Source organism: Enterobacter cloacae complex sp. SHL012 (assembly GCF_049237505.1).
GTDB classification, from domain to species: domain Bacteria; phylum Pseudomonadota; class Gammaproteobacteria; order Enterobacterales; family Enterobacteriaceae; genus Enterobacter; species Enterobacter kobei.
In genome coordinates this window covers 1,271,960-1,287,952 of the sequence record NZ_JBMKIZ010000001.1, presented here as the reverse complement: position 1 = coordinate 1,287,952, position 15,993 = coordinate 1,271,960, and the positions used below count along the sequence as shown (strand labels likewise).

The window sequence follows — 15,993 nt, the reverse complement described above, 5'->3', positions numbered from 1 at the left end:
TCGCGTCGTAGTATGACTTAGGGGCCTGGTGGCCCCTTTTTTGTGCGTGTTTTTGGATCTCACAATTGACCCGTTTTGGTGTACTCTTGCCGCCCTGGCATGAGGATAATAATGAATGGATATGACTTTTTTACGCGCCAGCTTTCTGGCTATGCTTTTTTTCCTGACCGCATGTAACGATCCCGCCCCCGTGGCGAAAACCGACGCACCCGCTGCCACGGTGCTCGAAGGCAAAACGATGGGCACCTTCTGGCGCGTCAGCGTGATGAACCTCGATAAAACGCGCACGGAAGAACTTCGCGGCAAAATCCAGGCTCAGCTGGACGCCGACGATCAGCTGCTGTCGACCTACAAAAATGACTCGGCGCTGATGCGCTTTAACCTCTCCACCAGTACGTCTCTGTGGCCGGTGAGTGAAGCGATGGCTGATATCGTCACCGAGTCCATTCGCGTGGGATATAAAACCAACGGTGCGATGGACGTGACCGTCGGGCCGCTGGTGAACCTCTGGGGATTTGGCCCGAATAAACAGCCGGTGGTGACGCCCGATCAGGCGGCTATTGATGATGCCCGTGCCCGGACAGGGCTGCAGCATCTGACGGTGATCAATCAGTACGGCCAACAGTACCTGCAAAAAGATATCCCCGATCTGTTTGTCGATCTGTCGACGGTAGGGGAAGGCTACGCGGCGGATCACCTTGCCGCGCTGATGACGCAGGAAGGCATTTCGCGCTATCTGGTCTCCGTGGGCGGCGCGTTAGTCAGCCGGGGCATGAACGCCAGCGATAAACCGTGGCGCGTAGCGATTCAAAAACCGACCGATCGGCAAAATGCCGTGCAGGCGATAGTCGATATCAACGGACATGGCATCAGCACCTCCGGGAGTTACCGTAACTATTACGAGCTTGACGGGAAGCGCATCTCGCATGTTATTGATCCGCAGACCGGGCGGCCGATCGCGCATAATCTGGTCTCGGTGACGGTGATTGCGCCGACGGCGCTGGAAGCCGATGCCTGGGATACCGGCTTAATGGTCCTCGGCCCGGAAAAAGCGAAAGAGGTGGTTCGTCAGGAAGGGCTGGCGGTGTATATGATCACCAAAGAGGGCGACGAGTTTAAAACCTGGAGCTCGCCGCAGTTCAACAGTTTCCTGGTGAGCGACAAAAATTAAAAAGCAAGGTTGCGGGTTTTTTATCAGTGGCACTCAGGCACGCTACAGGTATGCTTGTAAGAGGAGCTGATGATGAAAAATCCAACCTATATGACCGATGAGGATCGCTGGCAGGCTGTACTGGCTCGCGATCCGCGTGCTGACGATCAGTTTGTCTTTGCCGTGCAAACGACGGGGATTGTCTGTCGTCCGTCCTGCCGGGCACGTCACGCCCTGCGTAAAAACGTCCACTTTTATCCTGATGTTCACCATGCCATTGAGGCAGGGTTTCGCCCGTGCAAGCGCTGTATGCCGGATAAACGCGATCCGCAGCAGCAGAAGCTGGCGAAAGTGGAGCACGCCTGTCGCCTTCTGGAGCAGGATCCTGCGTTAACGCTGGACGGTCTGGCGCAGCAGGTGGCCATGAGTCCTTTTCACTTCCACCGGCTGTTTAAGTCCGTCACCGGGATGACGCCAAAAGCCTGGCAGCAGGCGGCGCGCGGTCAACGTCTGCGCACGGCGCTTGCCCAGGGGGATACCGTTACCGATGCCGTGCTGGCCGCAGGCTTTCCCGACAGCAGCAGCTATTATCGTAAAGCCACGGATGCGCTGGGTATGACGGCGAAACAGTACCGCAAAGGCGACGTGGCGGTGCAATACGCCATCGACGACTGCTCATTAGGACGCTGTCTGGTTGCTGAAAGCGAGCGGGGGATTTGCGCAATACTGCTCGGTGACGACGATGCCGAATTAGCCAGGGAGCTGGCGACGCTGTTTCCAAAAGCAGAGCCCGCGCCGCAGGAAGATGCCTTCGCGCAGCGTATCCGCCAGGTGATTGCCAGTATTGATAACCGCGCAGCGCCGCTTGAACTGCCGCTGGATATACGCGGAACCGCGTTCCAGCAGCGAGTCTGGCAGGCCCTTCGTGAAATTCCCTGCGGTGAAACGGCAAGTTATCAGCAGGTGGCGCAGGCGATTGGACAACCCAACGCGGTACGTGCCGTCGCGGGAGCCTGTGCGGCAAACAGGCTGGCGATTGTGATCCCCTGTCACCGCGTTGTCCGTAACGATGGCGCACTGTCGGGTTACCGATGGGGGACGGCGCGAAAAGCGCTATTGCTAAAACGTGAGGCGAAACGCCTGGAGGGATAATGCTCGATCTTTTTGCGGATGCGGAACCCTGGCAGGAACCACTGGCACCGGGGGCGGTTATTTTGCGTCGCTTCGCGCTCTCCCGTGCGGCGGCGCTGCTTGCGGGTATAGAAGAGGTGACGGCGGTTTCCCCGTTTCGCCATATGGTCACGCCGGGCGGTTACACGATGTCGGTGGCCATGGCGAACTGCGGCGAATTAGGGTGGGCGACGAATGAACGAGGCTACCTGTATGCGCCGAACGATCCCGCGACCGGCCAGCCGTGGCCCCCGATGCCTGCGGTTTTTCAGGCTCTCTGCCACGAGGCTGCCGTTGCCGCTGATTATCCTGACTTCCGACCGGATGCCTGCCTGATTAACCGCTACGCCGTCGGCGCGAAACTCTCCCTGCATCAGGATAAAGATGAACCCGATCTCCGGGCACCCATCGTCTCGGTATCGTTAGGGCTTTCTGCCGTCTTCCAGTTTGGCGGATTACACCGAAACGATCCGCTCAAACGCATTATGCTGGAGCATGGCGACGTGGTGGTGTGGGGCAGGGAATCGCGGCTGTATTATCACGGCATTCAGCCTCTGAAACCCGGGGTGCATCCCCTCACGGGCGAGTACCGTTTTAACCTGACGTTTCGCCAGGCAGGGTTTAGTAAACAAAAATAAGAATTATTCTTGATGTACACGCCGGGCAGTTTACACTGCTGGCTGATTTTTATTGTCCGGATTGCCTGCATGCAACTACTTCACCTTGTCTGGCGTCAGTATCGCTGGCCCTTCATTGCCGTCATGGCGTTAAGCCTTGCCAGCGCCGCATTGGGTATTGGCCTGATCGCGTTTATTAACGTGCGGTTGATTGAAATGGTCGATACCTCACTCTCTTTTTTGCCAGAGTTTCTCGGCCTGCTGCTGCTGTTGATGGCGGTTACGCTTGGCTCTCAGCTGGCGCTAACCGCGCTCGGCCACCATTTCGTTTTCCGTTTGCGCAGCGAATTTATCAAGCGGATCCTGGACACTCAGGTTGAACGGGTGGAGCAACTTGGCAGCGCCTCCCTGCTGGCGGGGCTGACCAGCGACGTGCGGGCTATCACCATCGCGTTTGTTCGTCTGCCGGAGCTGGTGCAGGGGATCATTCTGACCTTTGGCTCGGCGGCTTATCTTGCCTGGCTCTCCAGTAAAATGCTGGCGGTGACCGCTCTGTGGATTGCCATTACCATCTGGGGCGGCTTTGTGCTGGTGTCACGCGTCTATAAACATATGGCGGTGCTGCGCGAAACGGAAGATAAACTGTATAACGATTACCAGACGGTGCTGGAAGGGCGCAAGGAGCTGACCCTGAACCGCGAGCGCGCCGAGTATATCTTCAATCATCTCTATATCCCGGACGCGCGCGAATATCGGCATCACATCATCCGCGCCGATACTTTCCACCTGAGCGCGGTGAACTGGTCAAATATCATGATGCTGGGTGCCATTGGCCTGGTATTCTGGATGGCGAACAGCCTGGGCTGGGCGGACACCAACGTGGCGGCAACCTACTCACTGACGCTGCTGTTTTTACGCACGCCGCTGCTCTCGGCGGTCGGCGCATTGCCCACCTTGCTGAGTGCGCAGGTGGCGTTTAACAAGCTCAAAAAATTCGACCTCGCGCCATTTAAGGCGGAATTCCCTCGCCCGCAAGCCTTCCCGGACTGGCATACGCTGGAGCTGCGCGACGTGATGTTCCGCTATCAGGACAACGCCTTCTCCGTGGGGCCGGTCAACCTGACGATTCACCGCGGCGAACTGCTGTTCCTCATCGGCGGTAATGGCAGCGGTAAATCCACGCTGGCGATGCTGCTCACCGGACTCTACCAGCCGCAGTCGGGCGAGATTTTGCTGGACGGTAAGGCGCTGAGTGCCGGGAAACCTGAGGACTACCGCAAGCTCTTTTCGGCGGTATTTACCGACGTCTGGCTGTTCGATCGGCTGCTCGGTCCTGAAGGGCAGCAGGCCAATCCTGTGCTGGTGGAAAAATGGCTGGCACAGCTGCAGATGTCGCACAAGCTGGAGCTGCAGGACGGTAAAATTCTTAACCTGAAGCTCTCTAAAGGGCAGAAGAAGCGCGTGGCGCTGCTGCTGGCGCTGGCGGAAGAGCGCGATATCATTCTGCTGGACGAATGGGCGGCGGATCAGGATCCTCACTTCCGCCGTGAGTTCTATCAGGTGCTGCTGCCGCTGATGCAGGAGATGGGCAAAACCATTTTCGCCATTAGCCACGACGATCACTACTTCATTCACGCTGACCGTCTGCTGGAGATGCGCGATGGCAAGCTGAGCGAGTTGACCGGTGACGAGCGTGAGGCGGCCTCGCGTGATGCGGTGGCGCGCACGGCCTGATGCCCTCACCCTAACCCTCTCCCACAGGGAGAGGGGATAGATCGTGGCCGTAATGCCGTTTTTTTCTTCATCCCGTCCCGTTGTTTATTCTTATTTACATATCCTCGCGCTATGCTTAACGCCAACTCATTTAATGGATTTATGATTGATGTCGGTATTAAAGAAAAACAGCGCCAGGCAGCGCGATCAGGAGCGTGCGCGACTCATCTGGCTTCTCACGACCGATAAAGCGGTCACTTCTACGTTATTAGGCAAACTGACCCTGGCTGAGCAATATGATGTCGGCACTTTAGCCGACGATATTGCTGAGGTAGGTGCGCTGGTTGCTCATTTACCCCCGCCGGATCTGGCGGATACGCTCGAAGCACTTCCCTCCGAAGAGCGTCACGCCCTGTGGCGTCTGGTGCAGGATCACGAGCGCGGGCAGGTACTGCTTGAAGCTTCGGAAAACGTCTGGGATGACCTGATCGACGAGATGAGCGACCGGGACATCCTCGATGCGCTGCAAACGCTGGATATCGACGAACAGATTTACCTTGTACAACACCTGCCGCGTAACCTGACCGGTCGCCTGCTGGCCTCCCTGCCTGCCGATGAGCGCGCGCGTGTCCGTCAGGTGATGCACTACGAGAAAAATAGCGTCGGCGCGATCATGGAGTTTGGCGTTATCACGGTGCGTCCGGACGTCACGCTCGGTACCGTGCAGCGCTACCTGCGTCGCCTGGGCAAGATGCCGGATAACACCGATAAACTGTTCGTTACCTCGCGGGATAAAACCCTGCTGGGCGAGCTGGAGCTGAAAACGATCCTGCTTAACAGCACCCAGCGGCGAGTCAGTGAGGTGATGGAAAACGAGCCGATGGTCTTCTCTCCGGAAGACGATGCTGAAAAAGCGGCACGTACCTTCGAACGTGACGATCTCGTGAGTGCGGCCGTCGTGGATTCCGTCGGCAAGCTGATGGGCCGTCTGACGGTTGATGAGATCGTTGACGTGGTCTACGAAGAGACCGATAACGACCTGCGCGCGCTCGGGGGGATCAGCGCCGAAGATGACGTCCACGCCTCCGTCGGTAAGGCGGTGAAAACGCGCTGGGCGTGGCTTGCCATTAATTTGTGTACCGCCTTTATCGCCTCCCGCGTAATCGATGGCTTTGAACACACCATTTCACAGCTGGTGGCCCTGGCGTCATTGATGCCGATTGTGGCCGGGATTGGCGGCAACACCGGAAACCAGACCATCACGATGATCGTCCGCGCGCTGGCGCTGGAAAATATTCAGCCCGGCAATTTCGCCTTTCTGATCTTCAGGGAGATGGGGGTGGCGCTGATCAACGGCCTGGTGTGGGGCGGCATTATGGGGGGCATCACCTGGTGGCTGTATGACGATATGGCCTTAGGTGGGGTGATGATGCTGGCGATGGTGCTGAATTTACTGGTGGCATCGATGATGGGGGTCATTATTCCACTGACCATGACCAAACTGGGGCGCGACCCCGCGGTGGGGTCGAGCGTGATGATCACTGCCATCACCGATACCGGTGGTTTCTTTATTTTTCTTGGGCTTGCAACGCTTTTTCTGCTTTAAGACGACGTTTAATGCGGGCGGGAAGCAGTGCCATGAGGATAATCCCCCCCAGCACCCCAATAGCCAGGTTACCGGTTGATACCGTTGCGGCGACCGTCACCAGCATCACGACGGTTTCCGCAACCGGTGCATTTTTTACCGTTGCGGGCTGAATGCTGTGCCAGCTGAAGGTTTTGATGGCGACTATCGCCATAATGCCTGCCAGCACCGCCATCGGAATTTTAGCCATCACGTCGCTCAGCGCCGTCACCAGCACCAGTAAAACGATGCCAGCCGCTAACGTTGAAATACGGCTTCGGCCTTTCCCCATCTCCACGTTGACGATGGTTTGTCCAATCATCGCGCAGCCTGCGATCCCGCCATAGAGCCCGGCCAGGATATTGCCCACGCCCAACCCGATGCTTTCACGGCGTTTACTGGACGGGGTGACGGTCAGTTCATCCACCAGCTTCGCCGTCAGCAGTGACTCCAGCAGCCCGACGAACGCAATGCTTAACGCGCACGGCCAGATAATGCTTAACGTTTCTATGTTCAGGGGGACCAGCAGTTCCGTCAGTCCCGGTAACCCGCCACTCATCGAGCCTTCATCACCCACCGTCGGCAGAATTTGTCCGCTGGTAACGGTGAACACCGTGAGCACCACTATCGCAATCAGCGGGGAAGGGATGCTTTTGATATAGCGCGGCACCCACAGCACGATAAGCAGCGTGAGCACGAACAGGCCGACGATTAACGGGCTTCGGCTCCAGAAGTGCGGAACCTGAGCAAAGAAAATTAAGATGCCGAGGGCGTTAACAAACCCGGTCATCACCGACTGAGGGATAAAGCGCATCAGCCTTGCCATGCCCAGTGCGCCAAACAGTATTTGGATCACCCCCGCCATGAGAACTGCCGGAAGAATGTACTGCACGCCGTGCTGGTGCACCATCGGGCCAATAACCAGCGCCACGGAACCGGCCGCCGCCGTGACCATCGCCGGACGACCGCCCAGCACAGACAAAGCAAAACACAACACCACGGAGGCGATCAGGCTGACTTTGGGATCAACGCCTGCAACCACCGAAAATGAGATCACTTCAGGGACCAGGGCCAGGGCGGTAATGACGCCCGCCAGCGTTTCACGCATCAGAAGTTTTGGCGAGCTAAGGACCGTGGTGACGCGGTCTTCGCCGGGTACAGCAGAATGGGGTAAGGACATAACTCTTCGCAGATTAGGGCAGGCTTCCGTGCGCGCGATCACAAAACGCCACATACTAGCCAGTAAACCCACGATTTACCAGCCACATCGATAATTCCTTACAAACAACCCACCATTAAATTTCACAATTACAATAATTTCGTAACCTTTAAACAATATTTAAAAGTTGTTACCGTGCCTCCGCAGCTTTTTTCACCTGCAATTTCCACGCATCAAGCACTTTTACACTAAGGCATAAATTATGAAAAAAATGACTGCCATGCTCTTTTCTCTGGCCGTGGGGCTTAACACCGTCTCTATGGCGGCGAAAGCTGACACCCCTAAAGAGCAGGAAACGGACGTCCTTTTAATTGGTGGCGGTATCATGAGCGCCACGCTGGGAACCTATCTGCAAGAACTTCAGCCGGACTGGTCCATGACCATGGTCGAGCGCCTTGATGGCGTGGCGCAGGAAAGTTCGAACGGCTGGAACAACGCCGGTACCGGACATTCGGCACTCATGGAACTGAACTATACGCCGCAGAAAAAGGACGGTTCCATTAGTATCGAGAAGGCGGTAGAGATCAACGAAGCGTTTCAGATCTCACGCCAGTTCTGGTCTCACCAGGTCAACAGCGGCGTGATGCATGACCCGCACTCCTTCATTAACACCGTACCGCACATGAGCTTTGTGTGGGGCGAGCAGAACGTCAACTTCCTGCGCGCGCGTTACGCTGCGCTGCAGCAGAGCACGCTCTTCCGTGGGATGAAATACTCTGAAGACCACGCTCAGATCAAAGAGTGGGCGCCGCTGGTGATGGAAGGTCGTGACCCGAACCAGAAAGTGGCCGCGACCCGGACCGAAATTGGTACCGACGTTAACTATGGCGAAATTACCCGTCAGCTGGTGACGTCTCTGAAGAAGAAAGAGAACTTCAACCTGCAGCTCAGCACCGAAGTGCGTGGTTTTAAGCGCAACGCGGATAACAGCTGGAGCGTGACCGTTGCCGATCTGAAAAACAACGAAGCCGAGCACGTCATCAAGGCGAAGTTTGTCTTTATTGGTGCCGGTGGGGCGGCGCTGAAACTGCTGCAGGAGTCCGGTATTCCTGAAGCTGACGACTATGCGGGCTTCCCGGTTGGCGGTCAGTTCCTGGTATCCGAGAACCCGGAAGTGGTGAATCGTCATCTGGCAAAAGTGTACGGTCAGGCTTCCGTCGGTGCACCGCCGATGTCTGTTCCGCACATCGACACCCGTATGCTTGACGGTAAGCGCGTGGTGCTGTTCGGACCGTTCGCGACCTTCTCCACCAAGTTCCTGAAAAATGGCTCCCTGTGGGATCTGCTCAGCGCCACGACCACCTCTAACGTCAAGCCGATGATGGACGTGGGTCTGGATAACTTCGATCTGGTGAAATATCTCATCAGCCAGGTGATGCTCTCTGACGAGGAACGCTTCGAGGCGCTGAAAGAGTACTATCCGCAGGCGAAGAAAGAAGACTGGCGTCTGTGGCAGGCGGGACAGCGCGTTCAGATCATCAAGCGTGACCCGAAAGAGGGCGGCGTGCTGCGTCTGGGTACGGAAGTGGTGAGCGATAAGGATGGCACGATTGCCGCGCTGCTGGGCGCGTCACCGGGTGCATCTACTGCTGCGCCAATCATGCTGCACCTGATGGAAAAAGTGTTTAAAGATAAAGTTGCCAGCCCGGAATGGCAGGCGAAGCTGAAAACGATTATTCCATCCTACGGTACGAAGCTGAACGGGAATGTCGACGCGACGGAGCAGGAGCTGGAATACACCAGCCGCGTATTGCAGTTGCAATATGTGAAGCCGCAGGCAGCGGATGCTGCGCCAAAGGCGGAACTGAAGCCGCAGGCGGAAAACAAACCGGTTGCGGATATCGCCCTGTAAGGTAAAAGCAAAACGGTAACATTCGTTACCGTTTTTAGTGTTGTAGGTCGGGTAAGGCGAAGCCGCCACCCGACTTAATTTCAACGTACTACCGCTTGTCCGACATTCTCATCCGCTTTCCATACGCGGTATTTCACTTCTACGTTTTCAGGCGTATACACCACGACAGGCAACTTGCTGTTATAGCGCAGCAGACTGTTATCACCCAAATATGCCGTTACAAATTTCTTCTCTTTCTTGCCGTCCGGGCACGCCATCATGGTGGAGACGGGGGAGGTCACTTTGTCGAAGACGTAGTAATCGTAGCCCCAACCTTCCAGCGTTTTGCTCTCCAGCTGGCCGCCCAGTCGGTGCTGGTTACAATCCACTTCCAGCGTTTTACCAATCAACAGCTCCACTTTGTAGTTCGCTTCGTCCTGCAGAACCGGTAGCTGAATCACCTGACGTTTCATCCCTTTGTCCGCTTTCGGATAGGGGGCAACTTTTTCCAGCGGCTGCTCTTTTTGGGTTTCGCTGGCGAAAGCGCCGGTGCTGATGCACGCGGCAATCAGGGCGATGGCAAATTTAGGTGCGTTTTTCATTGTCATTCCTTTATGTCAAAACGAGCAGAATCAGATTAGCATAACACTTATGAATGATTAGCGTCATTTACTTACATTTTCAATATAAGTGGTGTAATAAACCTTACTTACACTATAAATCCAGTTTTTTGTGCTGAAATGGTATCTGGCGGCAGATCGTGTTATTTTGAACGCCACATAATGTTATTCATCTGTAAAGGGAAGAGAGATGGTTCGTGCAAAACTGAAAACACCTGAAGGCCGCAAGTTCCTCCTGGCGCTACTGGTTGTGTTTATGATTGCGGCCGCGTGCGTAGGGCGGGCAACCATTGTTGGCGTTATCGAACAGTACAACATTCCCCTCTCCGCCTGGACCACCAGCATGTATGTTCTGCAATCGGCGATGATCTTCGTTTACAGCCTTGTCTTCACCGTTCTGCTTGCCATCCCGCTGGGTATTTTCTTCCTGGGTGGACGTGAGAAGCACTAAGCGCCGACGTGCGATAAGGAAGCCATCCTGCGGGGTGGCTTTTTTATGCATAAAAAAAACCAGCCATAAGAGGCTGGTTTTCAATGTATTTTTGGTCGGCACGAGAGGATTTGAACCTCCGACCCCCGACACCCCATGACACCCGCATATATAGCTTCTAAGCCGCGCCACTACTGGCTTGCAGGTCGTTTGTCTGTGTAAACAAACAGTGATTTTTACGCATTATATGCACTATATACATCAATGGGTTAGGGGGTAGTTTCGCCATGACCTAGCTTGCCTTAATCTCACCGTGTGGGACCATAACCCAGTCGATATGATTGCTGGTATAAATCTTTGTTGATTTAGCGTCACTATGGGCCATCCTTCCTTGAGGATCGATACCCTGGCTATCAAACAAATGCGCAGCCAGTGCCCTTATCTCGTGAAATGTTGGGCGCTCATCCATCGGAAGATGATCACATAATCTAAGCTTGTCACGTAGTGCAGAGAAGGAACGGCTTAGATAATCAGGTGCTACCTGAGTAGGGTGCGAAACCTCTTTACTACGTTTATTATTTCTTTCTGGTATTCGGTGTACGGCATAAGGACTGGCAACACTATCCCGGCTATCGTCAATAATCCTCTTCAGTTCCCCTCCAATTGGGATCGCTACGTGTGATGCCTCTTTCTTTTGAACCTTCTGACGATGGATGTACAAAGTACCGTAGATTCCGTTATCAGGTTCGTCTAGCCATACACATCCACAAATACCATTTTTCGGTTCCTTAATCGAATATTTTATTCGCGAAACTTCGAGCCGCGCGTGTGTTGTCTGAAGTGCCAAATCCATTGCTGTCCTTAACCATGGTTCCGCCGCGTTTCTCATGGCAATGAAGACGTCCAAAGGAAGACGTTTACGTTTCTTCTCTTCAACGCGGCGCATTTTTTTACGTGCTGCCGGGTTATCCATCATTAATGATTCATCAACAACGAGGCGTTGGTGTATGACGCAGATGGTATTGGCTGGAAAATGGTTAAACAGCCTGTGCAAAGCGCCCGTGCCTTCGGAGTTTTGGGTAATGGCGTCGATGACCTGGCGGCTATTCAACTTGGGGCTGATTTTGTTGGGCAAAATGGCGGAGGGGTCTTGTATGTTGAGTCTCTCAATGGATTCAATGATGTAGAGCTGGGTGATTCTTTAACAATAACATTCTCTGGTGTAGAAATTAAGCTTGGTGATGGAGTGCATGTACACACAGAAACGGCTACTCCAAATAAAGGATATTGTATTGGTTTTGGTGGTTCACTAACTGCAGAGAGTGGCAGGATAAAGGGAGTTGGAATTAGCGGTGGTTCCGTTTCCGCTAATGGCTCTGGTAATCTTGACAATGCCATTGGATTCGCAGGTTGTGAAGATTTCTACGCTGAAGATATATCTATCCCTAATGCTGATAGAAAAGCAGTTACGGCACAGGTAAACGTAGTTAATGGCAAGTTTAAAAACATAAGGATTGGCACTACCGGTTATGACGCAGTGTCCATAGAGGGTGACACTCTTAACCATGCGATCAGATCCAGAAACTTTGTCATTGAAGATATTACCATAGAGTCTGCCGGAAGAGATGGAGTTAATTGCTCAGGTGATTCCGATACTGATCATACTGACCAAATCATATTGAAAAATATCAGGGTGAACAGTGCAACAAGAAATGGAATGACATTTACTCAATGTGATAATGTTTATATCGAGCCTGATACAAGAGTAAACAATTGTGGTGGTTATGGCATTTCTTTTGCATCATGTCTTGAGGTGTCTGGTGGTGCTCAAATACTCAACACCCAGTCCTCTGCACTTGTTCCGGTTAGCTGCAATAGATTCGCATTTTATGCCCGCATTAAAAATGCCGGTCTTTCTGGTGCAGGTATTAACGATGCCATCTATATTAATGCCCCATTATCACCGAATTTTATTAAAGCAATAGTATACGGCATATCGCATCGCTATCTTTTCAATAACGCCAGTTCATTAAATGGACATGTGATTACTTTCCCTTCACATGATTACATGCCGCCAGGGACGGCTGGATTGTTTGCTGGTACAGTTGCAACAGTTAAGGTCGATGCGCCAAGCATGCCAACATTTACAGAAACGGCTAACCCTAACGTAATAAGCTATGAAAGCTTCCTGCTCTCTCCTGCGTCATCATTTACAATGACAACAATGAACGGGGCGTTACCTGGGAAGTTTGTTACTGTGCAGTTTAACAGGAGTGTTACCGTTGCGCATGGTACAACACCAGGAACAATACGTTTGAAAGGTTCAGCCAACGTGACCCCGGCAGCTGGCAGTGTGATGATGTTTTCGTATACATCTGAGGGACTTTGGCGAGAAGTTTCCCGTAATTCCTAATGAAGAAAGCGCCCCAGTGGGGCGCCTATTAGAACATTCTTTTCATAAATGGAATTTTTGAACCGAAATAAGAAAATATACAGGATGTGAAAAACACAATTAGTGTGGTTATTAGTATGTAGTATTCAGTAGGGTTAACATCACCACCTATATGAAATTCTTTTGCCAGAGGCCATATAAACAAGGTGTGTATGCAGTAAACCCCTAGCGCAAAAGAAGAAAACATGTTGGCAATATTAACTATTATAGCATTTTCGATTTTCATGGAGATGAAGAAATAAAATAATGCTATTGCACCTATAATTACAAAAGGTGATAAATAACTATAGAATGTTCCGTTAGGCTTACCTGAGTTATAGCTAAAATGTTTTGTAAGATACATGGTAAGCAAACTTAATAGTATGTATAAAAACAGTGAAGCAACTGCTGCGAAACTATCCCTTTCCGATTGATTGTCTTTTATCCACGCCCCAACAAAAAAGAAACCTATATAACCATATATGGTGGTTAGCTGAAATAACCCTGTGCTAATAGTCATTCCAAAAGTTGAGTTCAATACAGGGATTACTGATGAGGTCAAAAACCAAATGCCGATAAAAATTAATCTCTCTTTCGCACTACTGTTTTTGTATATTTTGGAAATGAAAGGGGTAAACAAATAAAGCCCGAACATTGCATATAGAAACCAAAGGTGTGCAGACGCTGGGCGGTTAAATAGCTCTGTAGCGTTGTAAAGAGGAGCGCCAATATATATGTAATTATATAAATAAAAAACACCACTCCAGAAAACAAGAGGAGGTATTATTTTTGTAAATCTCTTTTTGTAGAAGGTTGTAGCAGATTCGTCTCTTGTGATAAGAAAATAACCAGAGATCATAAAGAAAATTGGGACGCAAACGCGTGAGAATGAATTATAAAAATTAGATACATCCCACTCTGCCTTTCCAATTTTTGGGAAGTTGACGGCAGATACATGGATAAGTATCACCATAAAACTTGCAACTATTTTTAGTAAATTTATATTTGGACTATTTTTATCCATTTTTTAAGTCGCTCATCATCCAGTAAGTAAAATTTCAATGTTTTCGTATACATAGAGTTTAACACCAGACATCCACTTGATCGACCCTCACATTTAGCGATTCTGTATGTGTATATACAGTATTTATCGTGAGGTGAATATGCCACGCACAGCAGACATACCTACCGCCTTGTTGCAGTCACTGAGCCTTTCCTTCCTCCTTCTGCTACCACCTTCACAATGACCACAATGAGCAATCCATATGTCGGTAAAAAAGTTACAGTGAGATTCAATGGAAATGTAACCGTTCAGCATGCCGGGGGAGGGACGTTACGGCTTAAAGGGGCAACAAATGTTACCCCTGCTGCCGGATCGATAATGGTATTCATGTCCTCTTCTGGTTCAATAAGGATTGAGGTTTCAAGAAGTTTTTAACTGAAAAGTACAGGTGATTTGCAATGGCTGGCAATGCTATGGCAAAGGAGACATAAAGAGGCATGCTAAACCATGATTTATAGTGGGTAAATGCGTCTGTCTTTTGAATGCTGTACATGCCAGCCTTGTAAAATACTATGTCCAATAATATAAATGAAAGTATGTGATAGGACATTATTGATTTAGTCCTCTTACCAATAAATAGGAGCCACTGACAACTATTTCCTGAAACAGCGATAGACATAAACATAACGATATAAATACCGCAGGCTGCCTGCGCTATGGTTATCACAGAGCCGTAAGGATATGATGATATTGACATAATGAAATCACTTGTCACACCATAACTACGCAAAAGATAGATAATTACACAGCACATCAGAGCAATGAACGGGCTAGTGAAAACATTTATGAATTGACGTAATGAATTCCCTATCATAAAGAACATTAATGCAACCAGTGACTGCACAACAAGGTTTGCTGCCTGAGACGTCTTGGCTGGACTTATTACATCTATGGCAAATACCCCTAACAGTATACCGGCACAAAATAATATAGCCGCAGCCCCTTCAATTCCTTTGTTATATGTTATCTTACATATAAAGAAGCAGGCTGTAGATGCAATTGTGTAGGCTACCAAAAACCACGCCACAACAAACAGCCTGTTATTAGCAAAGTTATACTGAAATGCGGTGGTTATAGTTGTTATTGGGTTGGAAATGAATGCATTTCCTAACACAGGGATGGAGTAATGCTTTGATATAAGCTCAGAAATAAAACCAGTTATTAAGTAAGTTAAAGCAGCGTAAAGTACAATGGACTTTGAAATAGACTTAAGAAAGTGAGATGTTTTTTTTCTGTAATTTAATGTCATCCCACCTATAAAAAAGAATAACGGCATGTGGAAGGTATAAGGTTTAAAGAGGTTCATCACACTTGCATCGTAGTGCCCAAGCACGACAAAAAAAATCCCAATCGCCTTTGCGTAATCAAGAGTAAGTGATTCAGAACTAGAGAATTTTTGCATTATGTTAACCATTAAACTCATTTTTTTTAGTTTATCACCTTATCGACACTTGATCGATATAGTCGATGGATAATTCTGTATATACATACAGTTATTTTTGAGGTGAACATGCCACGTACAGCAGACAAAAACACCGCCTTCAGTGCAGCAATACAGCTCAACGAGAAGGGTTACCGTTACCTGAGCACAGACAACTTCATAGCGAAGTTGCGAGAGATGAACTGGCACTTAAGTCGGGAAGACGCGAACTCCTGGATTGAACGCTACCAGCCAGATTTCGCTGACAAGACGACAGACGGAAGCGATAACCGTTACTGGATCCTGCGCAACATGGGGAGGGTTTTCTAATGGGCTTTGCTTCACCGGCAATGGATTACCAGGAACAGCGGTTGACCATTGATCTGCTGTGTGGAATTGATGGGAACTGCAGGGTAATAGAAACTTCATGTGGATGGGCAGTAATTAATATTGTGTTAAGGCCAGAGCAGGGAGACACGCTACTGGTAAGAATGGATAACAGAAATGAGTTTGCAAAGCTTTATGGTGAGGCATTAATTACTGAGGATGGTGAAGCTATAGAGGGTGACGCTCTGGATGACGTAGAGGTTTTTGGCGTGCTAACCCATAGTCTTAACCGGGTTGGGAATACCGATTACGTGCCAATTTAATATGGTGTTCAACCATCATTTCACCATAGTTTCACCATTGAGATTTCACAGCAAT

14 protein-coding genes and 1 pseudogene are annotated in these 15,993 nt (G+C 50.8%); 10 read left to right on the top strand and 5 right to left on the bottom strand.

The window, feature by feature from the left end:
• The first annotated feature begins 115 nt into the window (after positions 1–115).
• The 5 genes from apbE to mgtE all read left to right on the top strand — a co-directional run bounded on the left by apbE (position 116) and on the right by mgtE (position 6,256).
• Positions 116–1,171, top strand: a complete 1,056-nt coding sequence (gene apbE / locus ACOTY9_RS06095) for an FAD:protein FMN transferase ApbE (RefSeq protein ID WP_047026907.1) — start codon at positions 116–118, stop codon at positions 1,169–1,171.
• A 72-nt stretch (positions 1,172–1,243) separates the two neighbouring features.
• Positions 1,244–2,302, top strand: coding sequence for a bifunctional DNA-binding transcriptional regulator/O6-methylguanine-DNA methyltransferase Ada (gene ada, locus ACOTY9_RS06090; protein WP_348565730.1), 1,059 nt, complete (start codon positions 1,244–1,246; stop codon positions 2,300–2,302).
• Positions 2,302–2,958, top strand: a complete 657-nt coding sequence (gene alkB, locus ACOTY9_RS06085; RefSeq protein WP_421637313.1) for a DNA oxidative demethylase AlkB — start codon at positions 2,302–2,304, stop codon at positions 2,956–2,958. The genes ada and alkB overlap by 1 nt, the downstream gene beginning before the upstream one ends.
• 69 nt (positions 2,959–3,027) lie before the next feature.
• Positions 3,028–4,671 (top strand): multidrug ABC transporter permease/ATP-binding protein, encoded by a 1,644-nt coding sequence (locus ACOTY9_RS06080; RefSeq protein ID WP_348565372.1) that lies wholly within the window; start codon positions 3,028–3,030, stop codon positions 4,669–4,671.
• 148 nt (positions 4,672–4,819) lie between these two features.
• Positions 4,820–6,256: a magnesium transporter gene (gene mgtE, locus ACOTY9_RS06075; RefSeq protein ID WP_014884601.1), complete on the top strand. Its 1,437-nt coding sequence runs from the start codon at positions 4,820–4,822 to the stop codon at positions 6,254–6,256.
• Here the strand turns inward: mgtE and ACOTY9_RS06070 are convergent.
• The gene (locus ACOTY9_RS06070) at positions 6,219–7,508 is read right to left on the bottom strand and encodes a SulP family inorganic anion transporter (protein ID WP_023330943.1); all 1,290 of its coding nucleotides are present in this window, start codon (positions 7,506–7,508) and stop codon (positions 6,219–6,221) included. The two genes, mgtE and ACOTY9_RS06070, sit on opposite strands and share 38 nt — an antisense overlap.
• Before the next feature lie 187 nt (positions 7,509–7,695).
• On the opposite strand from ACOTY9_RS06070, the gene mqo reads away from it, so the two are divergent.
• On the top strand, positions 7,696–9,345 hold the full coding sequence (gene mqo, locus ACOTY9_RS06065) for a malate dehydrogenase (quinone) (RefSeq protein WP_014884599.1): 1,650 nt from the start codon (positions 7,696–7,698) through the stop codon (positions 9,343–9,345).
• 80 nt (positions 9,346–9,425) lie between these two features.
• On the opposite strand, the gene eco is transcribed toward mqo, so the two are convergent.
• A complete protein-coding gene (gene eco, locus ACOTY9_RS06060; protein ID WP_045134317.1) occupies positions 9,426–9,926 on the bottom strand; it encodes a serine protease inhibitor ecotin in 501 nt (166 codons plus the stop codon).
• Positions 9,927–10,134: 208 nt separating this feature from the next.
• Between eco and ACOTY9_RS06055 the strand changes: the two genes are divergently transcribed.
• Positions 10,135–10,395, top strand: coding sequence for a DUF2534 family protein (locus ACOTY9_RS06055; RefSeq protein ID WP_008500962.1), 261 nt, complete (start codon positions 10,135–10,137; stop codon positions 10,393–10,395).
• Between the two features lie 271 nt (positions 10,396–10,666).
• On the opposite strand, the pseudogene ACOTY9_RS06050 reads toward ACOTY9_RS06055, so the two are convergent.
• Positions 10,667–11,365 (bottom strand): annotated as a pseudogene (locus ACOTY9_RS06050) (recombinase); the annotation flags it as partial.
• A gap of 12 nt (positions 11,366–11,377) precedes the next feature.
• Here ACOTY9_RS06050 and ACOTY9_RS06045 point away from each other — a divergent pair.
• Positions 11,378–12,787 (top strand): hypothetical protein, encoded by a 1,410-nt coding sequence (locus ACOTY9_RS06045; protein ID WP_421637312.1) that lies wholly within the window; start codon positions 11,378–11,380, stop codon positions 12,785–12,787.
• Positions 12,788–12,815: 28 nt separating this feature from the next.
• On the opposite strand, the gene ACOTY9_RS06040 is transcribed toward ACOTY9_RS06045, so the two are convergent.
• Together ACOTY9_RS06040 and ACOTY9_RS06035 are read right to left on the bottom strand one after the other, a co-directional pair.
• Entirely contained in the window at positions 12,816–13,829 is a 1,014-nt protein-coding gene (locus ACOTY9_RS06040) for an acyltransferase (protein WP_348565373.1), read from the bottom strand.
• Between the two features lie 364 nt (positions 13,830–14,193).
• Complete coding sequence (locus tag ACOTY9_RS06035; protein ID WP_248197012.1) at positions 14,194–15,270, bottom strand: acyltransferase family protein; 1,077 nt, start codon at positions 15,268–15,270, stop codon at positions 14,194–14,196.
• 108 nt (positions 15,271–15,378) lie between these two features.
• On the opposite strand from ACOTY9_RS06035, the gene ACOTY9_RS06030 reads away from it, so the two are divergent.
• Together ACOTY9_RS06030 and ACOTY9_RS06025 are read left to right on the top strand one after the other, a co-directional pair.
• On the top strand, positions 15,379–15,618 hold the full coding sequence (locus ACOTY9_RS06030) for a hypothetical protein (RefSeq protein WP_248197010.1): 240 nt from the start codon (positions 15,379–15,381) through the stop codon (positions 15,616–15,618).
• Entirely contained in the window at positions 15,618–15,938 is a 321-nt protein-coding gene (locus ACOTY9_RS06025) for a hypothetical protein (RefSeq protein ID WP_248197007.1), read from the top strand. The genes ACOTY9_RS06030 and ACOTY9_RS06025 overlap by 1 nt, the downstream gene beginning before the upstream one ends.
• The last annotated feature ends 55 nt before the right edge of the window (positions 15,939–15,993 follow it).

Coding starts and splice junctions, on each gene's coding strand:
- apbE (WP_047026907.1), top strand. CDS start 116: ATGGATATGACTTTTTTACGCGCCAGCTTTCTGGCTATGCTTTTTTTC.
- ada (WP_348565730.1), top strand. CDS start 1,244: ATGAAAAATCCAACCTATATGACCGATGAGGATCGCTGGCAGGCTGTA.
- alkB (WP_421637313.1), top strand. CDS start 2,302: ATGCTCGATCTTTTTGCGGATGCGGAACCCTGGCAGGAACCACTGGCA.
- ACOTY9_RS06080 (WP_348565372.1), top strand. CDS start 3,028: ATGCAACTACTTCACCTTGTCTGGCGTCAGTATCGCTGGCCCTTCATT.
- mgtE (WP_014884601.1), top strand. CDS start 4,820: ATGTCGGTATTAAAGAAAAACAGCGCCAGGCAGCGCGATCAGGAGCGT.
- ACOTY9_RS06070 (WP_023330943.1), bottom strand. CDS start 7,508: ATGTGGCGTTTTGTGATCGCGCGCACGGAAGCCTGCCCTAATCTGCGA.
- mqo (WP_014884599.1), top strand. CDS start 7,696: ATGAAAAAAATGACTGCCATGCTCTTTTCTCTGGCCGTGGGGCTTAAC.
- eco (WP_045134317.1), bottom strand. CDS start 9,926: ATGAAAAACGCACCTAAATTTGCCATCGCCCTGATTGCCGCGTGCATC.
- ACOTY9_RS06055 (WP_008500962.1), top strand. CDS start 10,135: ATGGTTCGTGCAAAACTGAAAACACCTGAAGGCCGCAAGTTCCTCCTG.
- ACOTY9_RS06040 (WP_348565373.1), bottom strand. CDS start 13,829: ATGGATAAAAATAGTCCAAATATAAATTTACTAAAAATAGTTGCAAGT.
- ACOTY9_RS06035 (WP_248197012.1), bottom strand. CDS start 15,270: ATGCAAAAATTCTCTAGTTCTGAATCACTTACTCTTGATTACGCAAAG.
- ACOTY9_RS06030 (WP_248197010.1), top strand. CDS start 15,379: ATGCCACGTACAGCAGACAAAAACACCGCCTTCAGTGCAGCAATACAG.
- ACOTY9_RS06025 (WP_248197007.1), top strand. CDS start 15,618: ATGGGCTTTGCTTCACCGGCAATGGATTACCAGGAACAGCGGTTGACC.